Origin of the sequence: Curtobacterium sp. SL109 (genome assembly GCF_026672405.1) — a bacterium.
GTDB lineage: Bacteria > Actinomycetota > Actinomycetes > Actinomycetales > Microbacteriaceae > Curtobacterium.
Map to the genome: position 1 here is coordinate 3,127,715 of NZ_JAPPRB010000002.1, position 26,168 is coordinate 3,153,882.

The following is a 26,168-nucleotide window of genomic DNA, read 5'->3' on the forward strand; positions in this document are numbered from 1 at the left end:
CTCGGGTGTCCCCCGGTCAGGGGTCGCCACCTCGAGATCAGGATCCCCATGCGCCGTTCCGCGTCCCCTTCCCGGTTCCTCGCCGTCGCCGCGGCGGCAGCAGCTGTCGTCGTCACGTCCACCGTCGTCGGCGCCGTCCCGGCGTCAGCGCACGGATGGGGCGCACCCGGCCACGGGCACGGCCACGGGAGCGACGCCGCACTCGCACCGCGGACCGCCTTCACGATGGCGCCGGACGGGTCCTCCGGTGCGACGCAGGGCGGCGAGGGCATCCCCAACATCGACTCCGTCAAGAAGACCATCGCCACCTACTACGGCGACCCCGGCACCGGCATCGCCGACAAGGCGGACTCCCCCTACATCCGCGAGATGGCCGGCATCGTCGCCCGGCAGACGGCGCAGCTGCAGCGGATCCACGACCACGCGGTCCGCCGCGGCGAGAAGCCCGCGATCGTGCTCGACGCCGACGACACGACCCTGTGGACCTACGACATGGAGGTGGCGGACATGCACTTCGTGTTCGACCCCACCGAACAGGACGTCTGGGTGCAGGACCAGCGCTTCCCGGCCACCCCGTCGATGGTGGGCTTCGTGAACACCGCGTCGCGGATGGGCTTCACGGTCTTCGGGCTCACCGGCCGGAACGACGACCAGAAGGCGGCCACCGTCGCCAACCTCACCAAGGTCGGGTACCAGGGCTTCACCCCGGACACCTTCTTCACGAAGTGGACCGGCGTCGGCGCCTCCCAGCAGCCGTCCTACGTGCAGTGCGCGACCGCCAAGTGCACCACCGTCGAGTACAAGGCCCAGACTCGCAAGCACATCGAGCAGGACCTCGGGTACGACATCACGCTGAACGTCGGCGACCAGTGGAGCGACCTGCAGGGCGGGTACGCCGACCGCACCCTGAAGCTCCCCAACCCGACCTACTACCTGCCCTCGACGAACCTGCCGGGTGTCACCGAGCCCCGGCTCGCACCGCGGACCCGGTTCACGATGGCGCCGGACGGCTCCTCCGGTGCCACGCAGGGCGGTGAGGGCATCCCGAACATCGACTCGGTGAAGTCAACCATCGCGACCTACTACGGCGACCCGGGCACCGGCATCGCGAACAAGGACGACTCCCCCTACATCCGCGAGATGCGCGCGATCGTGGCCCGCCAGGCACCGGTCATCGCCGCCCAGTGCGCCGCCGGCCGGTACCAGCACCGCAACCCCGCGGTGGTCCTCGACGCGGACGACACCACGCTGTGGACCTACGACATGGAGGTCGCCGACATGCACTTCGTGTTCAACCCCGCCGAGCAGGACGTCTGGGTCCAGGACCAGCGCTTCCCGGCCACCCCGTCGATGACGTCCCTCGTCGCCGTCGCGCAGCGGTCCGGCTGCTCCGTCATCGGACTGACCGGCCGCAACGACGACCAGAAGGCGGCCACGATCGCCAACCTGCAGAAGGTCGGCTTCCCGCAGTTCGCCGCCGAACGCCGTGGCACGCAGACGTACTACACGAAGTGGACCGGTGTCGGTGCCTCGCAGCAGCCGTCGTACGTGCAGTGCGCCACCGCCAAGTGCACGACGGTCGAGTACAAGTCGCAGACACGTGCGCACATCGAGTCGCGCAGCGGCGGGCACCACGACGTCGTGGCGAACATCGGCGACCAGTTCAGCGACCTGCTCGGGGGGTCGGCCGACCGGTCCGTCAAGCTGCCGAACCCCACGTACTACCTGCCGTGAGCAGCCACCCTGCGCAGATTGCCCCCCGGACTGGGGACGGCCATCACGTCGCACACTGTCATGTCAGCGGGAAGCCGCAAAGGGTGCGCTGACCTGCCTGCCGGACCAGACACCTCGGACGCGCGTCGTTAGCGTTGAGGCGTACTCGAAGGTGATGACGAGAACGATCTGGACCCTGGAGATCCCTGAGGCAGATGTTCCGCGGGGTTCCCATGATCAAGCGTGTGATGACAGTGGTGGTGGTGGCGGCGGGTGCGGCGGCGCTGGCCCTCGCGACCGTCGCCCCGGCCGGCTCCTCCGAGCCCGCCCCCGGGACGGCCGGCAGCTCGGTGCAGAGCGCCACTCCCTCCGCTCCCACGACGAAGCAGCCCTCGGCTGCGGGGTCTGCAGCGTCCGCGCCCGTCGACGAGTCGACCACGCCCGCCGTCCCGCCCGTCACCGCCTCGACGGCGGAACCAGGTCCGGCGGCGCCCCCGGCTGCTGCTGACGTGACGACGGTCCCCCCGGCTGGCACCACGTTCTCCGAGGGCTTCGACACGCCCGCGTCGGCAGGTGGTGCCTTCGCTGCCACCTACGCGAACGCCTGGCAGCCCTACCCCGACGCCACCGGAGGCAAGTACTGGTCGAGCCTGGTCGCGAGTGCCCACGACGGCGTGATGGACGTCGCCCTGGACGGTTCACACGGTGTCGCCGGCACGTTCGGGACCCCGACTGATGCCTGGTCGCACGTCGGAGGGACCTTCAGCATCCGCGCGAAGGCCAGCGGCGGCGCCGGCAACGGCGTGGCCGTGATGCTCTGGCCGACGTCGAACGTCCGGAGCGACGGCGAGCTGAACTACCCCGAGGGGCAGTTCGACGGGCGCCCGACGGTCTTCCACCACTCCATGGTCCCCGGACACGAGGACACGGCCAAGTCGATCGACACGCACGTCTCGTGGCACGGCTGGCACACCTACACGACCGACTGGGTCCCCGGGCAGTACGTCAAGTACTACCTCGACGGCGAGCTCATCGGCACGGTGACCCAGAACGTCCCCACGACGGCGCACCGCTACATGGTCCAGACCGGCAACTGGGGCCAGCCGGGGCACCTGCTCATCGACTGGGTCGCCACCACCACGAACTGACGCGGCGGCCCGGTGGGGTCGGGGGACGCCAGCTTCCGGGCGCGCGCTCCTGACGGCCGCGTTCTGCACACCGCCGACCTCCGCGGTCACGTGAGACGTGACGCGTGACGCGTGACGCGCCAGTACACGAGAAGACCCCGGTCTGACCTGCGCGTGAACGCGGTCTGACCGGGGCCTCCGAGGGAGCCGCCTGTCGGAATCGAACCGACGACCTATTCATTACGAGTGAATCGCTCTACCGACTGAGCTAAGGCGGCGGACGCTCCGGAACCGGAGCGGCACGGGTCACGACTATACAGGTTCAGACGGGTGAGCGCGAAACGAGCGCACCGCGCGCGTCGGACCCGGTCCCCATGCGTCCCAGCGGAGGTCGCTGAGGTCGCTGAGGTCAGCGCAGCGCGCGCACCAGGGTGACCAGGAGCGCTTCGAGCGCCAGCAGCGCAGCGACGTTCGCGGCGATCCGCTGACGCGCCAGAGCGATCGCGTCCAGGATCTCGAGCGCCGCCGCCGGCGGGACCGACTCCTGGGCACGGTCGAGCTCGGCCTGCATCGCGAGGTTCACCGATTCGCCCGGCGCACCGAGTCCCATGAGCAGGAGGTCCCGGTAGAGCGAGGACACGTCGACCAGGATGCGGTCGAGGCCGTCGCGGAGGCTTCTGGTGGCCCGACGCTTCTGGTCCTCCTCCATGGCGCGGAGCTGCGACCGGAGCGCCGGCGGGACCGTGCCACCGGGTTCGACCCCGAGGGACCGGAGGGCGGCGTCACGCTCCTCTGCGTCGCGCTCGAGGGTGATGGACTTGGCGTCCTCGTCGGCGACGGCGAGGAGCTCAGCTGCGGCGGTGACGGCCTCCCCGACGCTCCGGATGCCGAGCACGGTCTGCAGGGTCCTGCGCCGACGCTCCCGGGCCTCTGGGCTGGTGGCGAGGCGCTGTGCCATGCCGATGTGGCTCTGGGCCTGCCGTGCCGCGTCGAGCGCGAGGGCGTGGTCGACACCCGTCCGGCTGACGAGCAGGTCGGCCACGGACTCGATGTCGGGGACCCGGAGCCGGACCGATCGGACGCGGGACCGGATGGTCGGGAGCAGGTCGGCCTCACTCGGCGCACACAGGATCCACACGGTGCGCTCCGGCGGTTCCTCGAGCGCCTTGAGCAGCAGGTTGGACGTGCGCTCCGTCATGCGGTCGGCGTCCTCGATGATGACGACACGCCACCGGCCCACGGACGGCGAGTAGTACGACGACGTGACGAGGTGCCGGATCTCGTCGATCGTGATGATCACCCGCTGCGTGGTGAGCACGGAGACGTCCGGGTGCGTGTGCGCTGTGATCTGTCGGAGGGTGTGGTCGTCGTCCGGGCCGGAGCCGACGAGGGCTGCGGCGAAGGCGGTCGCGACGTTGGACCTGCCGGACCCCGCGGGGCCGGTGATCAACCACGAGTGGGTCATCCCGCCGGTGCCGTCGGGTGACTCGGCCGCGTTGCGGAGCGCGGCGACCGCTTCGTCCTGGCCGGTCAGGCCGTCCCACACGCTCACGCGGACATCCTGGCAGCGACCACCGACGGGGCCGCGCGCGTCCCGGCAGCAACGGCCGACGGGGCGCGCGTCCCGGCGGCAACGGCCGACGGCGCCGCGCTCACGCGTCGATCCCGACGAGCGGTGCCAGCGCGCGGCGGATCGCCTGCTGGACGTCGTCCGCGGGCTGGGCGGCGTCCACCACGAGGAACCGGTCGGGCTCGGCGTCTGCCATGTCCAGAAAGGCTCGGCGGACGGTGTCGTGGAACGCAGCGGCTTCGGACTCGAGACGGTCGAAGGTGTCGCCACGAGCGGCAGCGACGCGGGCACGGCCCTCGGCGACGTCGAGGTCGAGCAGCACCGTCCGATCGGGCCGGAGGCCGTCGGCAGCCCACGCAGAGACGTCGCGGACGTGGTCGGCACCGAGACCACGGGCGACGCCCTGGTACGCGACGGAGGAGTCGATGTAGCGGTCCTGCAGCACGACGTCGCCCCGGGCGAGCGCCGGCCGCACCACGGTCTCGACGTGGTGCGCCCGGTCGGCTGCGTACAGCAGGGCCTCGGCGCGCGGGGCGATGTGCCCCCGCTCGTGCAGGACGATGTCCCGGATGCGGAGCCCGAGGTCGGTGCCCCCGGGTTCGCGGGTGCGCACGACCGTGCGGCCATGGGCCTCGAGCCACGCCGTCAGGAGTTCGACCTGCGTGGTCTTCCCCGCCCCGTCGCCGCCCTCGAGCGTGATGAAGCGGCCGGTCACTTCTTCTTGGCCGGAGCGCGTCGCGCGGGGGCCTTCTTCTTCACGGGGCCCTTCGCGCGCTTGTCGGCGAGCAGCTGGACGGCCCGTTCGAAGTCCACGGCCTCGACCTCTTCGCCGCGCGGGATCGTGGCGTTCGTCTCACCGTCGGTGACGTACGGCCCGAAACGGCCGTCCTTCATCTTGATCGGCTTGCCGGACACCGGGTCCGCTTCGAACTCCTTGAGCGACGCACTCGCGGCGCGCTTGGCGCCGTACTTCGGCTGCGCGAAGATCTCGAGCGCTCCGGCCAGGTCGACATCGAAGATGGCGTCCTCGCTCGGCAGCGTGCGGGTGTCCGTCCCCTTCTTCAGGTACGGGCCGTAGCGACCGTTCTGCGCGGTGATCTCGTCGCCGGACTCCGGGTCTGCGCCGACGGTCCTGGGAAGGGACAGCAGCTTCAGCGCCGTCTCGAGGTCCACGCTCTGCGGGTCCATCGACTTGAACAGCGACGCGGTGCGCTCCTTCGGAGCGGCAGCCTTCTTCGCGGGCTTCTTGGCCTTGGTCGCCGTGGCGGTCGTCCCGGCGGCGGCGGCCTTCTTCGCGGCGGCTGCGGTGGTCTTCTTCGCAGCAGCGGTGGTCGCGACGGGCTCCGGCTCGGCAGGGGTCTCGATGACCTCTCCCGTGGCGGGGTCCACCTGGGGCTCGGGCTCGGGCGTGCGCTCGGTCACGTACGGACCGAAGCGGCCGTCCTTCGCCAGGACCTCTTTCCCCGTCTCCGGGTTGATGCCGACCACGCGGTCGCTGACGACCGGGGCCTCGACGAGTTCGCGGGCCTTCTCGGCCGTGAGCTCGTCCGGGGCGAGGTCCTCGGGGACGTTGACGCGGCGGGGCTTCTCCGGGTCGTCGCTCGGGGTCTCGATGTACGGGCCGTACCGACCGATGCGGAGGGTCAGCCCGGGCGAGAGCTCGACGGAGTTGATCTCCCTGGCGTCGATCTCACCGAGGTTGTCGATGACCGTGCGGAGGCCGCGCTGGTCTCCGCCACCGAAGTAGAAGCCCTTGAGCCAGTCGACGCGGTCGGCTTCGCCGTTGGCGATCCGGTCGAGGTCGTTCTCCATCTCGGCCGTGAAGTCGTACTCGACGAGGTCGCCGAAGTAGTCCTCGAGCAGCCGGACCACGCTGAACGCGATCCAGTTCGGGACGAGCGAGGTGCCACGCGGGGTCACGTAGCCGCGGTCGACGATCGTCGAGATGATCGCGGCGTACGTGGACGGACGCCCGATACCGAGCTCCTCCAGCGTCTTGACCAGGCTGGCCTCGGTGTAGCGGGGCGGTGCGGAGGTGTCGTGGCCCTTGGCCTCCACCTCGTCGACGCCGAGGTGGTCGCCCTCGGTCATCACCGGGAGCTTGGCGTCCGCGGCGTTCGCCGATGCGTCGTGGCGCTCTTCGTCGCGGCCTTCTTCGTAGGCGTTGAGGAAGCCGCGGAACGTGATGACGGTGCCGGACGCGGTGAACTCGACGTCCGTGCCCGTCGCCGTGGACGCGAGGCCCTCGACGGACTCCGTGGAGGTGATCCCGAGGACCACGGACGCGGTGGAGCCCTTGGCGTCGGCCATCTGCGACGCGACGGTGCGCTTCCAGATGAGGTCGTAGAGCTTCCAGTCGTTGCCGCGGAGGACCTTCTCCATCTGCGACGGTGTGCGGAACACGTCACCGGCGGGACGGATGGCCTCGTGGGCTTCCTGGGCGTTCTTGCTCTTGCCGGCGTAGCTGCGCGGCTTGTCCGGGATGGTGTCCCCGCCGTAGAGCTCGGCGGCCTGCTTGCGGGCGGCGGCGACGGCCTGCTGCGAGAGCGACGCGGAGTCGGTTCGCATGTAGGTGATGTGGCCGTTCTCGTACAGCGACTGGGCGACGCTCATCGTCTGGCGCGCGGAGAAGCGGAGCTTGCGCGCGGCCTCCTGCTGCAGTGTCGACGTGGTGAACGGCGCGGCCGGTCGTCGCGTGTAGGGCTTGGAGTCGACGCTGCGCACGACGGCGTCACCGGCACGCTCGAGCACGGCGGTCAGGGCGGTGGCGGAGGCCTCGTCGAGCCGCACGGCGTCGGAGGTGGTGACACCGCGGTCGTCGAAGTCACGGCCGGAGGCGACACGCGTGCCGTGGATCCGGGCGAGCTTGGCCGTGAACGCGCTGTCGCCGGCCTTCTCGAATCGAGCGGTCAGGTCCCAGTAGTTCGCCGAGACGAAGGCGAGTCGCTCGCGCTCCCGGTCGACGACGAGTCGGGTGGCGGCGGACTGCACGCGGCCGGCGGACAGGCCGGGGCCGACCTTGCGCCACAGCACCGGCGAGACCTCGAAGCCGTAGAGACGGTCGAGGATGCGGCGGGTCTCCTGGGCGTCGACCAAGGCGGTGTCGAGTTCGCGGGTGGCTTCCTGAGCCCGCTGGATGGCTTCCTTGGTGATCTCGTGGAAGACCATGCGCTTGACGGGCACCTTGGGCTTCAGGACCTGCAGGAGGTGCCACGCGATGGCCTCGCCCTCGCGGTCCTCATCTGTTGCGAGGTAGAGCTCGTCGGCGTCCTTCAGAGCGCGCTTGAGGTCGGCGACCGTCTTCTTCTTGGCGTCGGAGACCACGTAGTACGGCTCGAACCCGTTGTCGACGTCGACCGAGAACTTGCCGATCGACCCCTTCTTGAGCTCCGGGGGCAGGTTCTTGGGCTCGATGAGGTCACGGATGTGTCCGACTGACGCCTGGACTTCGTATCCGTCACCGAGGTATTGCGCGATCGTCTTCGCCTTCGCGGGGCTCTCGACGATCACGAGCTTCTTCGTGCCTGGCACGTGACTCCTTGATCGATGGTGCTGTCGGCCCTGGGACGCGGACGCGCCCGGGTCGACCGGGACATCGATGACCGGCGGGCCGACAGGCACACCATACACACAGTGACGGGGATGCCCGCCGGGTCGATGTCCGGGTCGTGTCGTCATCTGTCGACGGGCGGAGGACCGGCGAGCGCGGCGGCTTCCACCGTGAACGGACCGGCACGCAGGCCCACCCGGATCCGGACGACGGCGTCGGCGACGTCGCACGAGGAGACCCGCGCCCCGTTGCCGCGCGCGGTCCGGTCCGCGGCTGCGCACGGTGCGCCGGGGACCAGCCCGACAGCTGCCGCCGCCCCGGCCACGGCGGCGGCGTCTGCGGCCCCCTGGGACCGCACGACCGCGACCCGTGTCCCCGCGGCGGCGAGGAGCACCGTGGCCAGGAACACCGTCGTGGTGACGACGCCGACCATGACGACCGTCGCGGAACCGCGGTCAGCGGCCGCCGTCCGCCGCGCAGCCCGTCGCACCGAGCGTGAGGGAGGAGAAGGGCCCGCTGCCCGTGCGCTCGACGGTGACGCAGACCAGTCCGTCGTGCCGGGCGACGTGGCTGTCGGATCCACCGGCGAGACGCCCCAGGGCAGCCTGGGCGCCGTCGGCGTCGTCCCGGCCCCAGGCCCGGGCGGCCGTGGCGGCAGCGACCTGCAGACGACCCTGCGCGTCGACGAGCACGACCCCGCCGATCGCCAGGGACACGACCACGGCCACGACGGGCAACGCGACGGCGAACTCGACCGTGACGGCACCGCGGTCACAGGGAGAGCGCACCGCGGACCAGGTCGGTGAGGATCGCCTGGACCTCGCCGGAGCGCATCACCGCCACGAGGACGCCGGCGAAGGCCACCGCGGCGAGGATCACGACGGCGTACTCGGCGGTGGCGGACCCGCGGTCGTCGTCGAGTGCAGGAGGACGGTGGACGTCGGAGCGGCGAACGGGCTGGGCGTCCGGGGTGTGGGTGGTCATGGTGGGTTCCCTTCTCTTCTGGTGGGACCAGCCTGGCGACCGGGCACGACCGACGACCCGGCCCAGGACGCATCCGTGGACAAGTCATCCGATCCCCGGGACGGTGGAGGACAGGATGCCGACGACCACGGGGACCACCCCCACGAGCACGAACGCCGGCAGCACACACGTCCCGAGCGGCAGCACGAGCCGGACGCCGAGCCGTTCCGCAGCGGCCAGGGCGTCCGCGGCGACGTCGTCGCGCACGTCGTCAGCGGCGGCCCGGAGCAGCGCTGCCGCAGGCACCCCGGCTCGACGGGCCAGGTCGAGCGTCTCCCCCAGCCGCGCTGCCTCGACGGGCCGCGACGGTCGCTGGCCGAGGGCCGTGCGGACGGCCGACGCGGCACTCGTCCAGGAGCCTCCCCCGGCGAGCGCCACCGCCCATGCGTCGAGGAGCACCCCCGGGATCCCGCCCTCCGGGGTCGCGGCGCGGATCATCCGCGCGGTCCAGGCACGACCGACGCCGACCAGGAGCAGCGCGGACGTGCCACAGGCCCACCCCACGGGCGAGCCCAGGAGCACCGCCGCGGTGTCGATCCCCCACAGGGAGCCGAGCACGACACCGAGCACCGGCAGCGTGAGCACGACGTTCGCACTGGTCCGTGGTCCGGCGAGCGCGACCCGGACGGCACGGTCGCCGGACGCCGCGCGCCGCAGGGCTCCTGCCAGCGCGCGGAGCGTGGGTGCGACGGGTGCCCCCGTGCGCTCGGCGACGGCGAGGACGGCGTGGACGTCGTCCCACGCGGGAGCGCCGCTGCCCCGCTCGGCGTCGAACGCAGCCAGGGCCATCGCCCGGGGCGCCGCGATCCCGGCCGCGACCAACGTCGCCACCTGGTCGAGCGCCCGGGCAGCACGGACCGGGTCGAACGCCGGAGCCGGCCGGCTCACCGACGCTCGGCGACCAGGACCGGACGTCGACGGCCATGCGGCTCCGTCCCGGCCCCCGGCGCGACGGCCAGGCGGCCGGCGGAGTCGACCCCGAGCCTCCCGACAGCGGCCAACCGCCGTGATCCCCGTGAACGCTCCAGGTGCAGCACGAGGTCGAACGCGCTCACGGCCTGCCGCGCGAGCGCGTCGGGGGCGAGCCCTGCCAGCGCACCGAGGGCTTCGAGCCGCGCGGGCACGTCGGCGATCCCGTTCGCGTGCACGGTGCCGGCGCCGCCGTCGTGCCCGGTGTTGAGCGCCGACATCAGCTCCCGCACCTCGGCACCGCGGCACTCGCCGACGACGATCCGGTCCGGCCGCATCCGCAGGGCCTCGCGCACGAGCCGGTCGAGCCCGAGCGCTCCCGCGCCCTCTGCGTTCGCCTGCCGGGCCTCGAGCCCCACCACGTGCGGGTGGTCGACGCGGAGCTCGGCGACGTCCTCGACCGTGACGATGCGTTCGTCGTGCGGGACGAGCGCGAGCATGGCCGCCAGCAGCGTCGTCTTCCCGCTGCCGGTGGCGCCGGAGACCAGGACGTTCCGCCGCCGCGCGACCGCGTCCTCGACGAGTCGCCGCGGCACCCGGGCGAACACGCCGCTGTGCGTCAGGGAGTCGATCGTCGGCGGTGCGCCGCGCGGGAGACGGATGGACAGGGTCGTCCCGCGCACCGCCACGGGTGCGAGGACCACGTGGACACGGATGCCGTCGCCGTGGCGGACGTCCGCGATCGGGGTGGACTCGTCGACGTGCCGGCCACCGAGCGCGACGAGCCGGGTCGCGAGTTCCCGGGTCCGGGTCTCGTCGACCCGGAGCCCGGTGTCCACGAGTCCCGTGCCGCGGTCGACCCACACCGACACGCCGCCCTGGACGAGGACGTCGGTCACGGTGTCGTCGAGCACGAACGGCGCGAGCTCCTCGAACTCCAGCGTGTCGGTCCCGCTGCGGACCCGGACGGGCGGGGTCGACCCGGGCAGGAACGGCGGGGCGTCGGCGCGGTGGCGGTGCATGCGGGCACGTTAAGCGGTCCCGATGCGGCCATGCCGGACCATGCAGGGGTCTGTGGAGGCCCTGTGGCTCTCCTGGCAGCGAGACGTTTTGTACCCCGTTCAGTAGCGACGTACCCCGCTCGGCCTCGGAGCGGAGTCTCGCTCCCTGCGGGCCCGAGAACCCGGGCACGCCCGCTTCCCGACGGGGTCGTTCCACCGATGTACCACCGGTCGGTCAGTGGTGGTGTATGCGTCGACATGTACCGGTCTGTCCACCGTTCCGCGCCACCGCGCGGATCGACCCGGACTCCTGGGCCGTGGCAGCCCCCGGGAGGCGTCGATCGCGTCCGGGAAAAAGAAGAGGCGGCACCGGTTGGGGGGAACAGGTGCCGCCAGGACACCGGAGGATTGGGGGGAATCCGATCCGATGCCGCCGGAAACGAGTCCGGCAAGCACCACTGTACCCCACGTCGGGGCATCCGGGGCAACCCGTGTCGCGCATCCGGCGCGTGTCCGCCGAGGGCGTACGACGGACACGCGCACGAACCGCCCACACCGGCTGGACGGACACGAACGCGAACCGCCCACACCGGCCTGATCGACACGCGCACGAACCGCCCACGTCAACCAGCGCGGACCCCCGGCGCCACCCCCACCTCGCCCTGCAGAACCGCCCGTTGCACGACGCACCTCCCCCTCCGGCCGAGCGGTAGTCTCCGTGTGCACACCGGACGCACCGACGCGAAAGGACATCGATGTCCACTCCGACCCAGGTCGACCCCCGAGGCGACGACGCACGCGACGCACCCCACGCGGGCGACGACGCACGGCACGACGACTCGCCCACGTTCCCCCCGACACCGGAGTTCGTCGCCGACGCCGTCGCGCACGAGGACCTGCACACCGCTGCCGGCACGGACCGCGAACAGTTCTGGGCGGACCAGTCGCGGGAGCTCCTCGAGTGGCGCACGCCGTTCACGCGGACACTCGACTGGTCGGGCGCACCGTTCGCGACGTGGTTCGACGACGGCACCCTCAACGTCGCGGAGAACTGCCTGGACCGCCACGTCCGCGCGGGCAACGGCGACCGGGTCGCGATCCACTTCGAGGGCGCCCGCGGTGACACCCGCCGCATCACGTACGCCGAGCTGACCGCCGACGTGCAACGCGCGGCGAACATGCTCACGGACCTCGGCGTCGGCCAGGGCGACCGTGTGGTCGTCTACCTCCCGCTCATCCCGGAGGCCGTCGTCACCATGCTCGCCGTCGCCCGCATCGGCGCCGTGCACTCGGTGGTCTTCGGCGGGTTCAGCGCGGAGAGCCTCCGCGCCCGCATCGAGGACGCCGGCGCGAAGCTCGTGGTCACGGCGGACGGCGGCTGGCGGCGCGGGGCCGTCGCGGCCCTCAAGCCCGCGGTGGACGAGGCACTGCAGGGCGAGGGCACGGACAGCGTCGAGCACGTCCTGGTCGTCCGGCGCGGCGAGAACGCCATCGACTGGCACGACGACCGCGACCGGTGGTGGCACGACGAGCTGGCGGCGGCGGACGACCACCACGAACCGAAGGCCTTCCCGGCCGAGAACCCCCTCTTCATCCTGTACACCTCGGGCACGACCGGGAAGCCGAAGGGCATCGTGCACACCTCGGGCGGGTACCTCACCCAGGCCGCCTACACGCAGAAGAACGTCTTCGACATGCACCCGGAGAAGGACGTGTACTGGTGCACCGCCGACATCGGCTGGATCACCGGACACACGTACGTCGTCTACGGGCCCCTCGCCAACGGCGTGACCCAGGTCCTCTACGAGGGCACCCCGGACGAGCCGAAGCCCGGCCGCTGGTGGGACCTCGTCGACCAGTACGGCGTCACCGTCCTCTACACGGCCCCGACCGCGGTCCGCGCAGCGATGAAGGCCGGCCGACAGGTCCCCGACGCACACGACCTGTCGTCGCTGCGCCTGCTCGGCAGCGTCGGCGAACCGATCAACCCCGAGGCCTGGCACTGGTACCGGCAGGTCATCGGCCACGACCGCACCCCGATCGTCGACACCTGGTGGCAGACCGAGACCGGCGCGATCATGATCTCCGCGCTCCCCGGCGTCACGAAGCTCAAGCCGGGCGCAGCGCAGACGCCGCTGCCGGGCATCGTCGCCGAGATCGTGGACGAGGACGGCAACCGCGCCGACCCGGGCGAGAGCGGCTACCTCACCATCACCGAACCGTGGCCGTCGATGGCGCGCGGCATCTGGAACGACCCGGACCGCTTCGTCGAGACGTACTGGGACCGCTTCCCCGGCCGCTACTTCGCCGGCGACGGCGCCCGGCTCGACGGCCAGGGCGACATCTGGGTGCAGGGCCGCGTCGACGACGTGATGAACGTGTCGGGCCACCGGCTCTCCACCGCGGAGATCGAGTCGGCACTCGTCGGCCACGAGGGCGTCGCCGAGGCGGCCGTCGTCGGGGCAGCCGACGAGACGACCGGCCAGGCCATCGTCGCGTTCGTGATCCTGACGACCGAGGCAGCGGAGGGCGCCGACCGCGAGGCCGTCGCCGCCGAGCTGCGCGCCTGGGTCGGGACCCGGATCGGCGCGATCGCCAAGCCCCGCCAGGTCGTGGTCGTGCCGGAGCTCCCGAAGACGCGGTCCGGCAAGATCATGCGCCGGCTGCTCCGCGACGCGGCCGAGGGCCGCCGCATCGGCGACACGACCACGTTGGCCGACCCGACGATCATGGCGACCATCGCTGATCTCATGTAGACCGCCAAACGCGAGCAGGGCCTCCAGTCAGTCCAGACGGGAGGCCCTGCTCGCGGTCGGTCCGCGGCTGACGGTCCGTCAGTCAGTCAGCTCGACGACCAGCTCGACCTCGACGGGTGCGTCGAGCGGGAGCACGGCGACGCCGACTGCACTGCGCGCGTGGACGCCCGCCTCGCCGAAGACGTCACCGATGAGGGTGGAGGCACCGTTCGCGACACCGGGCTGGCCCGTGAAGGACGGGTCCGACGCCACGAAGACCGTGACCTTCACGACCCGGGCGACCCGGTCGAGCGACCCGGCGACCGAGGCGACGGCAGCGAGCCCGTTGAGCGCGGCCTGGCGGGCCTGGGCCGTGGCGGTCGCGGCGTCGACGTCCGAGCCGACCTTGCCGGTGACGGGCAGCGAGCCGTCGACGAACGGCAGCTGGCCCGCCGTCTGGACGTACCGGCCGGTGACGACCGCTGGGACGTAGGCGGCGACGGGCGCGGCGACGGCGGGGATCGTCAGCCCGAGCTCCGCGAGGCGGTCGGAGACGCTCACGCCTGGGCCTTCGGACGCTTCAGGTAGGCGACGAGCCCGCCCTCGGGACCGGTGACGATCTGGACCAGTTCCCAGCCCTCGTCCCCGTAGTTGTTGAGGATGGCGGTGGTGTTGTGGATCATCAAGGGCGTGGTGAAGTACTCCCAGCGAGTCATGCGGTTCCTTGCCAGCCTTTCAGTCGTGGGTGTCGTTTAGGCTGCATCCTATGTCTGCCCAGAAGACGTCTGCATCGCGGACCAAGCCCGTCTCTGCAGTCGGCGCCTTCATCGGTTTCACCGGCTTCAGCGTGCTCGCCGGCCTCCTGGTCACCATCGGGGTCACCCCGGCGATCGCGGTCGCCGGTGTCACGACGACCTCGACGATCGGTGTGTTCGAGTCACTGCCCGAGTACATCGAGCTCGGTGACCTGCCGCAGCGCAACGAGGTCCTCGCCTACCAGGGCGGACAGCCCGTGCACCTGGCGACGGTCTACGACCAGAACCGCCAGGAGCTCAAGTTCGACCAGATCAGCGACCAGCTGAAGAACGCCGCGATCGACGGCGAGGACAAGCGCTTCTACGACCACGGTGGCGTCGACATGACCTCGCTCGTGCGTGCCGGTGTCGGGTCGCTCGCCGGCGGACTGGGTGAGTCCGGCGGTGGTTCCACGCTGACGATGCAGCTCGTCCGCAACATCAAGATGCAGCAGGCCCTCGAGCTCCCCACGCAAGAGGAACGCGACAAGGCGTACAACGAAGCCGTCAAGCAGACGATCTCCCGCAAGCTCGAGGAGATGAAGCTGGCGATCGGCCTCGCCAAGCGGTACTCGCACCAGCAGATCCTCACCGGGTACCTCAACATCGCCTACTTCGGCGACCAGACCTACGGCGTGCAGGCCGCGGCGCAGCACTACTACAACAAGAGCGCGACCGACCTCACCCCGGCAGAGGCAGCCTCGATCCTGGCGATCGTGCAGTCCCCGAACAGCCGCAACCTGTCCGACCCGAAGTTCTACGACGCCAACGTGGCTCGTCGCGACGTCATCCTCAAGAGCATGTACGCGCAGAAGCACCTCACGCGCGAGCAGCTCGACGAGGCCCTCGCGTCCAAGCCGGCGGACTACGTGCACCTCACGGCGCCGAACCAGGGCTGCAAGGCCGCTGCCGGCAACGGCTCGCAGTTCTTCTGCGACTACGCCGTGCAGGTCGTGCGTGAGATGTCGCAGCTCGGCTCGACGCAGAAGCAGCGGGACGCTGCCTGGCGCAACGGTGGCTACACGATCCAGACGACGCTGAGCCTCGACCTGAACTCGGCGCAGAAGGACCTGATCAACGCCTACGCGCCGAACACCGAGGCCCGCTTCAACTTCGGTGGCACGATCGACTCCGTCGAGGCCGACACCGGACGCATCGTGACCATGGTGCAGAACAAGAACTACAACCAGCTCATCAGCTGCGGCAAGCAGGGCGCCGACCCGAACGCCTGCGCCCCGGCAACGGACACCGGCATCAACTTCAACGTCGACTCCCAGTACGGCGGCGGTGAGGGCTTCCAGACCGGATCGACCTTCAAGGCCTTCACGCTCCTGAACTGGCTGCAGAACGGCCACGGCCTGAACGAGACCGTGAGCGGGACCCCCCGCGGGTTCACGTCCTACCGGGTCTGTGGTTCCACGTCCGGGATCTCGCCGATCTACCAGCCGAAGAACGACTCGGCCGGTGAAGGCGGCAACATGACCGTCGAGAGCGCCACCTACCGGTCCGTCAACGTCGCGTTCGTCAACATGGCGCAGAAGCTCGACTACTGCGACATCCGGAAGACCGCGGAGAGCCTCGGCGTGCACCTCGCGAAGCCGCGCACGCCCCTCGCGGGCTACGGCGACGACATGTCCAAGCCCACGACGAACGAGATCGAGCTGAACCCGTCGGCCGTCCTCGGAACGAACTACATCGCCCCGCTGACGATGGCCGCCGCGTACGCCGGCATCGCCAACAACGGCACGTTCTGCCGCCCGATCGCGATCGACAACATCACCAACGCCGACGGCAAGTCCCTCGGCGGGCAGCCGAAGGACTGCACGCAGGCCATCGACCCGACCGTCGCCAAGACCGCGATCTACGCGATGAAGAAGACGATGACCATCGGCACCGCCGGCGGCGCCCGCACCCCGGACGGCTTCGACGAGTTCGGCAAGACCGGCACGACGGACGACGCCGACCAGATCTGGCTCGTCGGGTCCAGCACGAAGATCGCCACGGCGACCTGGCTCGGCAACATCGAGGGCCGCGCTGACGGCACCAAGCAGAGCCTCCGTCGCGTCGCAGGTCCCCAGGGGCTGTACTCGCTGTCGCGCACCTCGCTGTGGCGTCAGGCCCAGAGCATCGTGAACTCGCAGTACCCGGGTGGCCAGTTCGAGGCCCCGACGCCCTCGGCCATCCGTGGCAACAGCATCACGCTGCCGAACGTCGTCGGCCAGAGCGGTGACCAGGCTCGCACGACGCTCGCCGGTGCCGGCTTCACCTACGTGGACGGCGGCACGCAGCCGGGTGGCGGCGCTCCTGGTTCCGTCCTCTCGACCTCGCCCGGCGCTGGTTCGGCCCTCTCGAAAGGCTCGAGCGTGACGGTCTACACGTCTGACGGCTCGCAGGCCACGGTCCCCGACGTCGGTGGCAAGTCGGTCGGCGGCGCTCGCTCGACGCTCTCGAATGCCGGCTTCGGCAACGTCGGGGTGTCCGAGCAGTTCGCGAAGGGCGACGGCAAGAACGAGTGCCGCGTCGCGAGCTCGGACCCGGGCCCCGGCACCAACGCGTCGAAGGACACGGGGATCACCCTGCAGCTCTTCGGCAACAAGGACGGCAAGCCCGGGAAGGGCTGCAAGTGACGGCTGGCCGCGCCGGCCTGGGGGTCCTCGCGGCCGGCGCCGTCGTCGGTGCGGGCTCCGCGGCCTGGGGCGCGCTCGTCGAGCGTCGGCGGTTCGGCATCCGGTGGGAGACCGTCCCGGTCCTGCCGCCGGGTGCTCGTGACGTGGTCGTCCTGCACCTCTCGGACATCCACATGGCCCCGTGGCAGGCGGACAAGCAGCAGTGGCTGCGCGACCTCAGCCTGGTCGAGCCCGACTTCATCGTGAACACCGGCGACAACCTCGGACACGAGACCGCCAACACCGCGGTGGAGTACGCACTCGAGCCCTTCCGCGGCGTGCCCGGGGCGTTCGTCTACGGGTCGAACGACTTCTACGGCCCCTCCCCGCGCAACCCGCTGAAGTACTTCGGTGGCCCGAGTGCGATGCACGCCAAGGCCCGTGCGGTCGACCTCGACATCGAGCGGCAGACGGCGTTCTTCGAGTCGCTCGGCTGGCTCGACCTCAACGACAAGGCGCGAGCGATCGAGGTCCGCGGCTCGCGGTTCGAGCTCTTCGGCACCTCCGACGCCCACCGCGACTGGGACCGCCTCGACGTCCTCCCGACGAACGTCGACGAGATGCGCGGCGAGGTCCCGTGGTCAGAGGACGAGGACGGCCCCGCGCCGGTCTCCATCGGCGTCACGCACGCGCCCTACCGCCGGGTCCTCGACGCCTTCGTCACGCAGGGTGCTGACGTGATCTTCGCCGGGCACACCCACGGTGGACAGGTCGCGATCCCCGGCGTCGGTGCACTCGTCACGAACAGCGACCTCCCCCGCCGGTACGCCAGCGGTCTGCACCAGTGGCAGAACCGGACGCACTGGGCATGGCTGAACGTGTCCGCCGGCCTCGGGACGTCGATCTACGCACCCGTGCGCTTTGCCGTCCGCCCCGAGGCCGTCGTGGTCACCCTGACTGCCCGGACCGCCTGACCACGACGCGCCCGAGCGGTCGCCGCGTGGTCGTGAGCACGTCGATCATCCGCTAGACTTCATGGGTCGCTCCGCGGAGCGGCCAACACACCTCGGGGTGTGGCGCAGCTTGGTAGCGCGCCTCGTTCGGGACGAGGAGGTCGCAGGTTCAAATCCTGTCACCCCGACACGAGAAGGCCCGGGTCCATCAGGACCCGGGCCTTCGTGGTTCCGCACCCGGCACCGATCGCACCGGCCGTGGCGACGGCCACGCGACTCGGTCTGCTCAGCGGAGCCGAGCCTCCCGGCCCGACGAACGAGGGAGCAGGAACCGTCGAGTCGGTCCACCGGACCCGACGGTTCCTGCTCCCTCGACGTGCGCGGCGCGAGTGCCGCGCGTCCCCTACGCGACCGCGACCGAGCGCCGGACCAGGCGGCCGGCTGCGTGCAGCGACGCCACGACGTCGAGCGCCTGGTGCCGGTACCGCGCCTGGGCGGCACCCGGTGCCACGATGACGCCGTTCGCCCCGGTGGACTCCACCAGCGCGTTGATCTTGTCGGCGACCTGGTCAGCCGTGCCGTAGGCCTGACGCTCGGTGCGGGCAGCGATGAACCGGCGCTCGAGGTCGCTGAACTGGTAGGCGCGGGCCTCGTCCATCGAGACGGGCTCGGGCTTGGTGCCCTGGCGCATCCGGATGAACGAGATCATGCCGGGGGCGGACTGCTCGTCGACGACGGCGGGGTCCTCGTCCGTGACGACCTGCACGCCGATGAGCGCGTTCGGCTCCGAGCGGAAGCGCGAGGGCCGGAACGAGTCCCGGTAGAGCGCGAGCGCGGCCTCGGTGTTGTCGGAGGCGAAGTGGTGGGCGAACGCGAACGAGATGCCCAGCGCACCGGCGACCTGGGCGCTGTACCCGGAGGACCCGAGCAGCCAGAACTCCGGCACGTCGCCGTAGCCGGGCACCGCGCGGATGCGGGACAGGGGGTTCTCGGCGTCCATGCCGGTGAAGAAGCCGATGAGGTCGGCGAGGCGCTCGGGGAAGTCGTCCACGTCGAGCCGGTCCGTGCGGCGGAGCGCCATCGCGGTCGCGCCGTCCGTGCCCGGGGCACGCCCGAGGCCGAGGTCGACGCGGTCGCCGTAGAGCGCCCGGAGCGTGCCGAACTGCTCCGCGACGACGAGCGGCGCGTGGTTCGGCAGCATCACGCCACCGGAGCCGATGCGGATCGTCTTCGTGGCGGCGCCCACGGCGCTCAGGAGGACGGCGGGGGCCGAGGAGGTGATCCCGGGCATGCCGTGGTGTTCGGCGACCCAGAAGCGCTCGTAGCCGAGGCCCTCGGCATGCACGGCCATGTCGATGGACCCCTGCAGGGCCTGGGTGTTGGACTGGCCGTACTCGCGGGTCGCCAGGTCGAGGACGGACAGGTGCAGGGAAGCGTCGCTCATGGAGGGTGGAACGCGCGGTGCCGCGCCGACATTCCGCGGCGGACGCGCACGACGACGGACGGGAGGCTCGGCACCGGTCCGGCACCGAGCCTCCCGTCCGGGACGCGGAGGCGTGGCGCTACCGGTCAGCCGAGGTCGCCGTCGAGGCGACCGCCCGATTCCGTGAGGTAGCAGTTGGCGCAGAGGGACTCGTACTCGACGTCGACGCCGTCGATGGCCACCTGCGAGCCGTCGAACACGAAGGCGCCGTCGACCTTGCGGGCGTTGAAGACCGCCTTGCGGCCGCAGCGGCAGATGGTCTTGAGCTCCTCGAGCGAGTGCGCGAGCTCCAGCAGGCGTCGGCTGCCCGGGAAGGCCTCGGTGCGGAAGTCCGTGCGGATGCCGTAGGCGATCACGGGGACGTCGTCGAGCACCGCGATGCGCAGCAGGTCGTCGACCTGGTGCGGCGTGAGGAACTGGGCCTCGTCGACGAGCACGCAGCTCACCGGGCGGACCATGCCGTCGAGCTCGGCGGAGGCTGGATCGACGGCTCCGGCCGCGGCCACGGCGGTGCGGACGTCGTCCTCGGCGGCGAACACGACGTCGACCTGCCGCGTGACCCCGAGCCGGGAGACGATCTCACGGTCGCCCTTCGTGTCGACGCCGGGCTTGGCGAGGAGCACCCGCTGGCCGCGTTCCTCGTAGTTGTACGCAGCCTGCAGCAGGCCCGTGCTCTTGCCGCTGTTCATGGCCCCGTAGCGGAAGTAGAGCTTGGCCACTAGGAGAGGAAGCCGTCCTCCGCCGCACGACGGATCAGGTCGGACTTCTTCGACGCCGGACGACCGACCTTGGCGTACTTCTCGCGCACGCGGCGCAGGTAGGTCTTGGCGGTCTCGTACTGGACGTTCATCTGCGCGGCGACCTCGTTCGTGGAGTACCCGGACACGTAGAGCCGCAGGGCTTCTTCTTCGCCGTGGCTGAGCTTGGGCCGCTGGTGCGCCGTCGCCCCGGTCGGCAGCGGACGCCACTCGCGCTGTGGCGGGGTCTCGCGGGCGACGCCCATGACGTCACGGGCGACGTCCATGACCTCGCGCATCGGCAGCGACTTCGACAGGAACGCCGAGGCGCCGGCTGCGAGGGCTCGGTCGCGGGACTCGCGGGTGTCGAGGCTCGAGAGCACGACGACCTTCGCGCCGGCGGCACGGCAGGTGCGCACGCGGGCTTCGATCGAGACGGGTTCCTTGAGCTGGAAGTCGAGGAACACCAGGTCGGTCGGGAAGCTGTCGCTGTGGACCATCTCGAGCCAGGTGTGCGCGGTGAGGGCCAGGTCGAAGTCGAAGGCGTTCACGGCGATCCAGCTGGAGAGGCTGTCGAGCAGGACCTCGTGGTCGTCGAGGATGGCCAGTCGTACACGGCGCGATCCGGGGTTCGGCAGGGCTGGCATGCCCTCCGAGAGCCTGTTCGGGTCAGTGCTGGTCATAGGAGAACCTTAATGCGAGGGCGGACGGACGGACGGCGACGTCGAGGTCCGGGAACGTCACGCGGAGGACGGCGAGGTAGGGGTCGAAGGCACGGTGGATGCCGACGTCGGAGTCGGCCACCACGGCCTCGAACGTGACGTCGACACGGTCGTCGGGTCGGCGCGCGACCGTGGCGTGGAAGCCGGCCGGGTCGACGGTGGAGGCTCGGAGCACGGCACGCAGGAACGTCCGGACGACGGTGCGCTGGTCGGCGTCGAGCGCGGCGATGAGCCCGTCGGGGTCGTTGATCGTGGCCGCTGCCCCGCCCTCGGCGCGGACCGCCTGCTGCAGCCAGGTGCGGTCGGCGTCAGCGACCATCACGCGGCGGATGCCGTCGGCGATCGAGCGTGCTCGGGCCCGGTCGGCGTCGGTGATCGTCTCGCGGGTGCGGAGCTCGGCGAAGAACGGCGCGACGTCCTCGGCGAGGATCGAGGAGCGGTCCTGCTGGACGCTCTCCGCGATGCCGTCGCGCTCGGCACGCTCGACGGAGTACGACCCCGCGCGGATCTGCACGCGTTCGGCGAGGCCTGCGAACGTCCACGCGAAGACCACGGCGGCGACCGTCAGCACGAGGGTCGGGGCGGCGGCCAGGAACGCCGACACCGCGACGGGCACCGCGTGCGGGAAGACGGTCGCCGCGACTCCCCAGGTCACGGCGTCGACGGCTGCGAGCACCAGGCCGCCCACGACGAGGTCGAGCCACGGCCGGTACGGCGCGACCATCACGATCCCGGTGGCGGTCAGCAGGGACATGAAGTCGTTCAGCGCGTTGCGGTCGGGGCCCCACTGCGCGGCGACGCTCGCGACGACGGCGGTGCCGAGCAGCGCGACGTGTGCGACGAAGGCCCAGCGCGGGAACGGCGCGAGGAAGGGACTGGACGCGACGATCACGACGGCGGTGGACGCCGCGACCAGGAGCACCGCGACGGCGCTGAGGGTGGGACTGCCGAGGACGTCACGGTCGAAGACCGACACGACGATCGCCCAGAGCACCCCCACGGCACCGAGGCCGACGGCGAGTGGCCGCGACCCCATCGCGCCGAGCGGGTCGTACTGCTGCGCGGTCCTGGTGCCCCTCACGCGGACTCCTGCAGGCCGTCGGTGTCGCCGTGGCCGATGACCCGCACGGGACTCGGGGCAGTGGCGTACGGCACGGACATCATCACGCTCGTGCCGCTGCCGGGCGACGTCCACACCTGGACGTCACCGCCGACACGACCGATGCGCTCGCGGACGGAGTTGCGCAGGCCCATCCGGTCGGCGCCGGTCTGCTGCTCGTCGAAGCCGCGGCCGTCGTCGACGACCATCACGGTGCAGGCGGCACCGTCGTCGAACACGCTCACCTCAGCGGAGTCGGTGCCGGCGTGCTTCCGGACGTTCGCCAGGCAGGCACCGACAGCCCGGACGAGCGCGGTCAGGGACGGGGACTCGAGTCGGGCGAGCGCCGCGGGGTCCCCCGTGACCAGGACGTGCAGCCCCTCGGCCCGGTGTTCCTCGACCACATGGTCGAAGGCGTCGACCGCGGCGCTGTCACCGGCGTCGTGCTGCTCGCTCGCCAGCCAGGCCTTGCCGGTGAGCATCGCGAAGTCGGCGTCCACCGTCCGGGCCAGCTGCTCGTCCATCGGGCCGTCGGGCGCGAGGGCGATCGCCCCCAGGTGGTTCAGGACGGTGTCGTGCAGGATCGCGGAGGCCTCGGACTCGACGCCGGCGCGGTACGCGGACACGTGCTCCTCTCGCGCGGAACGCAGGAGCTCGGGCTGGACGCGCTGCGACCGGGCGGTGCTGCGTCCACCGACCAGGACGATGCCGGCGACGAACGCCAGCGTCATCCACGCGAGCACGAGCGGGTGTCCGGGCCCGCCGGTCTGCGCGCTGGCGATGCCCGTCGCGATCCGCCCGACGGCGAACCCGCCGACGGACCACAGGACCACACGACCGGGGACCGCACCGGCGCCGCCGACCAACACGAGCGGCACGACCACGAGCGAGAGCAGGTACGACGTCACCCACGGCACCGCGATGTCCCGCTGCACGACGACCGAGAACCACCAGACGCAGACCCCGCCGACGAGCAGGAAGGCGATCGCGGAGCGCCACGTGCCGAACTGCACGTGGACGCCGATCATCCCGAGCATCGGCAGCAGGGCGACCAGCGCTCCCACCACCCGCACGTCGGTGTCGGTCAGGACGAAGAGCAGGAGCGTCACCGCGGCGGCCAGCAGCGACCCGACCGCGGCGGCGTGGAAGGCCCGCACGGTCGACCACGCGTTCACTCGCGGAGCGAGATGCGTGGGGATGCCGAGCACGGTGCGTCTCCTTCCGGGAGCCAGGGAGCGCCGCCCACGATCCAACCACCATCGACGCGGTCGTGTACCCCGGATCGGGTACCGGATGACGACTGCTTCGATGATAGCGGCAGGGGTCTGACGTTGGATGTCCCCCGAAGGTGTGCTGGACTGCGCCCCGGACCGGCGTCAGAACAGCGTCGGCACGCCGTTCGAGATCCCGGTGCGGCGGCGGTCCCACCCGGGGTCGGCACGCTTCAGCGGTGAGACGCCGGCCTCCCGGTCGCTGCCGGGGCCCTCGACGCCGAGCGCGACCGGTCGGACGTCCGTCGGGCCGTCGGAGAACCCCATGGAGCCCGTTGCCGGGTCCACCCGGCCGAGTCCGACGCCGTGCGCCCGCATGATCGGCCGGATGCGCTCGGCGAGCCACCGGCGGTAGTCCTTCGGCGCGTACGTGTTGTCGAGGTACATTGCGCGGTAGCGGGACACGAGGTCCGGGTGCGTGCGCGCCAGCCACTCCATGTACCAGGGCTTGACTCCGGGCTTCAGGTGCAGGGCCGAGTACATCAGGCTCGTGGCACCGGCCGCCGCCGCGCGACCGATCGCGTCGTCGAGGTGGGCGATGGTGTCCGTGACGTACGGCAGCACCGGCATCAGGAACACCGAGCACGGCAGGCCGGCGTCGACCACTGCACGGACCGTCGCGAGACGCGCCGAGGTCGTCGGGGTGCCCGGCTCGACGGACTGCTGCAGGTCGTCGTCGTACACGGCGATGGACATCGCCACGTCGACCGGCACGGTGCGCGCGGCCTCGACCAGGAGCGGGATGTCCCGACGGAGCAGCGTGCCCTTCGTCAGGATGCTGAACGGGGTGCCGGACTCGGCCAGGGCCTCGATGATGCCGGGCATCAGGCGGTACCGGCCCTCGGCCCGCTGGTAGGGGTCGGTGTTGGTGCCGAGCGCGACCGGGTGGCGGTCCCAGCTCGGCTTCGCCAGTTCACGACGCAGGACATCTGCGACGTTGGTCTTCACGACGATCTGCTGGTCGAAGTCGGCGCCGGCGTCGAACTCCAGGTACGTGTGCGTGGGCCGGGCGAAGCAGTACACGCAGGCGTGGCTGCAGCCGCGGTAGGGGTTGATCGTCATCCCCCAGGTGTCCCCCTGCACCCCGTTGACCCGGTTCAGTGCGGACTTCGCCAGGACCTCGTGGAAGGTGACCCCCGCGAACTCCGGCGTCGTGACGCTCCGCACGAACCCGCTGTTCGACTCGAGCCCCGGCAGGGCGTCACTGAGCGACGCGTCGATCGCCTGCCCGTTCCATCGCATGGCGCCATTCGAACACACGTTCGAACACGGCGCAACCCGAGTCGGGTCAGCGCAACCCGGAGCGGGTCAGGGCACGCCGGGACCCGTCAGTGGTGCAGGCCGAGCACCGCGGCCGTGCGGCCGAGGGTCTCGTCGGCGAGTGCCGCGTCCGCGCCGAGGTCCTTGCCGTACGTCGGGACCATCACGCGGACCGCGTCTTCCCAGCGGTCCCAGCGGTCGGGGAAGCACTTCCGCAGCAGTCCGAGCATGATCGGCACCGCGGTCGATGCCCCGGGCGACGCACCGAGCAGCCCGGCGATGGAGCCGTCCGCTGCCGTGATGACCTCGGTCCCGAACTGCAGGACGCCGCCCTTGTCCTTGTCCGGCTTGATGACCTGCACGCGCTGCCCGGCGATGATCTTGTGCCAGTGCTCGGGTTCGGCGCTCGGCATGAAGTCGCGCAGCGCGTCGAACTTCGTCGACTTCGACGCGAGCAGCTGCCCGATCAGGTACCGCAGCAGGTCGAAGTTCGAGAACGCGACGCTGAGCATCGGGCGCAGGTTGTGCGGACGGATGGACCGGAACAGGTCGAGCACCGATCCCTGCTTGAGGAACTTGGGGCTGAAGCCGGCGTACGGGCCGAACATCAGCGAGGCCTTGCCGTCGACGATGCGGGTGTCGAGGTGCGGCACGGACATCGGCGGGGCGCCGACGCTCGCCTTGCCGTAGACCTTCGCCGCGTGCTTCTGGACGACCTCGGGGTCGTCGGTGCGGAGGAACTCCCCCGACACCGGGAACCCGCCGTAGCCGCGGATCTCCGGGATGCCGGACTTCTGCAGCAGCTGCAGGGCCCCACCGCCCGCGCCGACGAAGACGAACTTCGCCGCGATCTTCTGCGGGGACCGGCCGACCTCGTTCACGACGTCGAGCGCCCAGCCGTCGAACTCCTTGCCGCGGCTGATGTTCCGCACGCGGTGACTTGGCTCGAACTCGACGCCGTCGACCTCGAGCTGGTCGAAGAGCTGCCGGGTGAGCGACCCGAAGTCGACGTCCGACCCGGCGGCCGAGTAGGTCGCCGCGATCGGCTGGTCCTTCTTGCGGCCCGGGATGAGCGCCGGGGCCCACTTGCGGATCTGCTCGGCGTCGTCGCTGAACTCGAGCCCGGCGAACAGGGGGTGGTCCTTCATGGCCTCGTACCGAGCGCGCATGTAGGCGACGTTGTCCGCACCCCAGACGAAGGAGATGTGCGGCGTCGGGTTGATGAAGTTGGACGGGTCGGGCAGCGTGCCGGTCTCGACGAGGAACGACCAGAACTGCCGCGAGACCTGGAACTGCTCGTTGACGTTGACGGCCTTCGTGATCTCCACGCGGCCGTCGGGCAGCTCCGGCGTGTAGTTCAGCTCACAGAGTGCGGAGTGCCCCGTGCCCGCGTTGTTCCACGGGTTCGAGCTCTCCTGCGCGACGCTGCCGAGGCGCTCGTACACCCGGATCTTCCATGACGGCTCCAGCCGGTGGATGAGGGCGCCCAACGTGGCGCTCATGATGCCGCCCCCGATGAGGACGACGTCGATCGGGTCCACCTGCTTCACTGCCACCAGACGATCCTAGCGTCGGGTGCTGACAGCGCGGCGGGTGACCGAGACGGTTCCGCGAT

Annotated in this window: 22 protein-coding genes and 2 tRNA genes; 6 read left to right on the top strand and 18 right to left on the bottom strand. The window is 71.0% G+C overall.

What is annotated here, in order from left to right:
- The first annotated feature begins 48 nt into the window (after positions 1-48).
- Entirely contained in the window at positions 49-1,734 is a 1,686-nt protein-coding gene (locus tag OVA28_RS16215) for an HAD family acid phosphatase (protein ID WP_268097680.1), read from the top strand.
- A gap of 212 nt (positions 1,735-1,946) precedes the next feature.
- The gene (locus OVA28_RS16220) at positions 1,947-2,861 is read left to right on the top strand and encodes a family 16 glycosylhydrolase (protein WP_268097681.1); all 915 of its coding nucleotides are present in this window, start codon (positions 1,947-1,949) and stop codon (positions 2,859-2,861) included.
- A gap of 184 nt (positions 2,862-3,045) precedes the next feature.
- Here the strand turns inward: OVA28_RS16220 and OVA28_RS16225 are convergent.
- The 9 genes from OVA28_RS16225 to OVA28_RS16265 form a co-directional block, all read right to left on the bottom strand.
- Positions 3,046-3,118 (bottom strand) — tRNA-Thr (locus tag OVA28_RS16225).
- Between the two features lie 131 nt (positions 3,119-3,249).
- Positions 3,250-4,392: a DNA polymerase III subunit delta' gene (locus tag OVA28_RS16230; protein ID WP_268097682.1), complete on the bottom strand. Its 1,143-nt coding sequence runs from the start codon at positions 4,390-4,392 to the stop codon at positions 3,250-3,252.
- A 100-nt stretch (positions 4,393-4,492) separates the two neighbouring features.
- Positions 4,493-5,125, bottom strand: a complete 633-nt coding sequence (gene tmk, locus OVA28_RS16235; protein WP_268097683.1) for a dTMP kinase — start codon at positions 5,123-5,125, stop codon at positions 4,493-4,495.
- Positions 5,122-7,941 carry a type I DNA topoisomerase gene (topA, locus tag OVA28_RS16240; protein WP_194662119.1) on the bottom strand — a complete coding sequence of 940 codons (2,820 nt, stop codon included), beginning with the start codon at positions 7,939-7,941 and terminating at the stop codon, positions 5,122-5,124. Before topA ends, tmk begins: the two co-directional genes overlap by 4 nt.
- Before the next feature lie 143 nt (positions 7,942-8,084).
- A complete protein-coding gene (locus OVA28_RS16245; RefSeq protein ID WP_268097684.1) occupies positions 8,085-8,450 on the bottom strand; it encodes an Rv3654c family TadE-like protein in 366 nt (121 codons plus the stop codon).
- Positions 8,416-8,748 carry a TadE family type IV pilus minor pilin gene (locus OVA28_RS16250; protein ID WP_268097685.1) on the bottom strand — a complete coding sequence of 111 codons (333 nt, stop codon included), beginning with the start codon at positions 8,746-8,748 and terminating at the stop codon, positions 8,416-8,418. The genes OVA28_RS16245 and OVA28_RS16250 overlap by 35 nt, the downstream gene beginning before the upstream one ends.
- Entirely contained in the window at positions 8,732-8,944 is a 213-nt protein-coding gene (locus OVA28_RS16255) for a DUF4244 domain-containing protein (protein ID WP_194662125.1), read from the bottom strand. The genes OVA28_RS16250 and OVA28_RS16255 overlap by 17 nt, the downstream gene beginning before the upstream one ends.
- Positions 8,945-9,028: 84 nt before the next feature.
- Positions 9,029-9,871 (bottom strand): type II secretion system F family protein, encoded by an 843-nt coding sequence (locus tag OVA28_RS16260; RefSeq protein ID WP_268097686.1) that lies wholly within the window; start codon positions 9,869-9,871, stop codon positions 9,029-9,031.
- On the bottom strand, positions 9,868-10,914 hold the full coding sequence (locus OVA28_RS16265; protein WP_268097687.1) for a TadA family conjugal transfer-associated ATPase: 1,047 nt from the start codon (positions 10,912-10,914) through the stop codon (positions 9,868-9,870). The genes OVA28_RS16260 and OVA28_RS16265 overlap by 4 nt, the downstream gene beginning before the upstream one ends.
- A gap of 734 nt (positions 10,915-11,648) precedes the next feature.
- Here OVA28_RS16265 and acs point away from each other — a divergent pair.
- A complete protein-coding gene (gene acs / locus OVA28_RS16270; protein ID WP_268097688.1) occupies positions 11,649-13,649 on the top strand; it encodes an acetate--CoA ligase in 2,001 nt (666 codons plus the stop codon).
- Positions 13,650-13,727: 78 nt separating this feature from the next.
- On the opposite strand, the gene OVA28_RS16275 is transcribed toward acs, so the two are convergent.
- Both OVA28_RS16275 and OVA28_RS16280 read right to left on the bottom strand, forming a co-directional pair.
- Positions 13,728-14,189: a RidA family protein gene (locus OVA28_RS16275; RefSeq protein WP_268097689.1), complete on the bottom strand. Its 462-nt coding sequence runs from the start codon at positions 14,187-14,189 to the stop codon at positions 13,728-13,730.
- Positions 14,186-14,344, bottom strand: coding sequence for a DUF4177 domain-containing protein (locus tag OVA28_RS16280; RefSeq protein WP_111106559.1), 159 nt, complete (start codon positions 14,342-14,344; stop codon positions 14,186-14,188). The genes OVA28_RS16275 and OVA28_RS16280 overlap by 4 nt, the downstream gene beginning before the upstream one ends.
- Positions 14,345-14,394: 50 nt before the next feature.
- On the opposite strand from OVA28_RS16280, the gene OVA28_RS16285 reads away from it, so the two are divergent.
- The 3 genes from OVA28_RS16285 to OVA28_RS16295 all read left to right on the top strand — a co-directional run bounded on the left by OVA28_RS16285 (position 14,395) and on the right by OVA28_RS16295 (position 18,169).
- On the top strand, positions 14,395-17,049 hold the full coding sequence (locus tag OVA28_RS16285; protein ID WP_268097690.1) for a transglycosylase domain-containing protein: 2,655 nt from the start codon (positions 14,395-14,397) through the stop codon (positions 17,047-17,049).
- Entirely contained in the window at positions 17,046-18,002 is a 957-nt protein-coding gene (locus OVA28_RS16290; protein WP_268097691.1) for a metallophosphoesterase, read from the top strand. The genes OVA28_RS16285 and OVA28_RS16290 overlap by 4 nt, the downstream gene beginning before the upstream one ends.
- Before the next feature lie 93 nt (positions 18,003-18,095).
- Positions 18,096-18,169: transfer RNA gene (locus tag OVA28_RS16295), tRNA-Pro, on the top strand.
- 215 nt (positions 18,170-18,384) lie between these two features.
- Here the strand turns inward: OVA28_RS16295 and OVA28_RS16300 are convergent.
- The 7 genes from OVA28_RS16300 to OVA28_RS16330 form a co-directional block, all read right to left on the bottom strand.
- The gene (locus OVA28_RS16300; protein ID WP_268097692.1) at positions 18,385-19,425 is read right to left on the bottom strand and encodes an LLM class flavin-dependent oxidoreductase; all 1,041 of its coding nucleotides are present in this window, start codon (positions 19,423-19,425) and stop codon (positions 18,385-18,387) included.
- 125 nt (positions 19,426-19,550) lie between these two features.
- Positions 19,551-20,183: a thymidine kinase gene (locus OVA28_RS16305; protein WP_194662161.1), complete on the bottom strand. Its 633-nt coding sequence runs from the start codon at positions 20,181-20,183 to the stop codon at positions 19,551-19,553.
- Complete coding sequence (locus OVA28_RS16310; protein WP_071270285.1) at positions 20,183-20,884, bottom strand: DNA-binding response regulator; 702 nt, start codon at positions 20,882-20,884, stop codon at positions 20,183-20,185. Before OVA28_RS16310 ends, OVA28_RS16305 begins: the two co-directional genes overlap by 1 nt.
- A complete protein-coding gene (locus OVA28_RS16315; RefSeq protein WP_268097694.1) occupies positions 20,871-22,004 on the bottom strand; it encodes a hypothetical protein in 1,134 nt (377 codons plus the stop codon). The genes OVA28_RS16310 and OVA28_RS16315 overlap by 14 nt, the downstream gene beginning before the upstream one ends.
- Positions 22,001-23,230, bottom strand: a complete 1,230-nt coding sequence (locus OVA28_RS16320; RefSeq protein ID WP_268097695.1) for a sensor histidine kinase — start codon at positions 23,228-23,230, stop codon at positions 22,001-22,003. Before OVA28_RS16320 ends, OVA28_RS16315 begins: the two co-directional genes overlap by 4 nt.
- Before the next feature lie 168 nt (positions 23,231-23,398).
- Positions 23,399-24,535 (bottom strand): Rv2578c family radical SAM protein, encoded by a 1,137-nt coding sequence (locus OVA28_RS16325; protein WP_268097696.1) that lies wholly within the window; start codon positions 24,533-24,535, stop codon positions 23,399-23,401.
- Positions 24,536-24,621: 86 nt separating this feature from the next.
- The gene (locus OVA28_RS16330; RefSeq protein WP_194662165.1) at positions 24,622-26,109 is read right to left on the bottom strand and encodes a malate:quinone oxidoreductase; all 1,488 of its coding nucleotides are present in this window, start codon (positions 26,107-26,109) and stop codon (positions 24,622-24,624) included.
- Positions 26,110-26,168: the final 59 nt, after the last annotated feature.

Excerpts from the sequence above, each read along its gene's own strand:
- OVA28_RS16325 (WP_268097696.1), bottom strand. The coding sequence starts at position 24,535 with ATGCGATGGAACGGGCAGGCGATCGACGCGTCGCTCAGTGACGCCCTG.
- acs (WP_268097688.1), top strand. The coding sequence starts at position 11,649 with ATGTCCACTCCGACCCAGGTCGACCCCCGAGGCGACGACGCACGCGAC.
- OVA28_RS16285 (WP_268097690.1), top strand. The coding sequence starts at position 14,395 with ATGTCTGCCCAGAAGACGTCTGCATCGCGGACCAAGCCCGTCTCTGCA.
- OVA28_RS16255 (WP_194662125.1), bottom strand. The coding sequence starts at position 8,944 with ATGACCACCCACACCCCGGACGCCCAGCCCGTTCGCCGCTCCGACGTC.
- OVA28_RS16215 (WP_268097680.1), top strand. The coding sequence starts at position 49 with ATGCGCCGTTCCGCGTCCCCTTCCCGGTTCCTCGCCGTCGCCGCGGCG.
- OVA28_RS16280 (WP_111106559.1), bottom strand. The coding sequence starts at position 14,344 with ATGACTCGCTGGGAGTACTTCACCACGCCCTTGATGATCCACAACACC.
- OVA28_RS16310 (WP_071270285.1), bottom strand. The coding sequence starts at position 20,884 with ATGACCAGCACTGACCCGAACAGGCTCTCGGAGGGCATGCCAGCCCTG.
- OVA28_RS16300 (WP_268097692.1), bottom strand. The coding sequence starts at position 19,425 with ATGAGCGACGCTTCCCTGCACCTGTCCGTCCTCGACCTGGCGACCCGC.
- OVA28_RS16265 (WP_268097687.1), bottom strand. The coding sequence starts at position 10,914 with ATGCACCGCCACCGCGCCGACGCCCCGCCGTTCCTGCCCGGGTCGACC.
- OVA28_RS16220 (WP_268097681.1), top strand. The coding sequence starts at position 1,947 with ATGATCAAGCGTGTGATGACAGTGGTGGTGGTGGCGGCGGGTGCGGCG.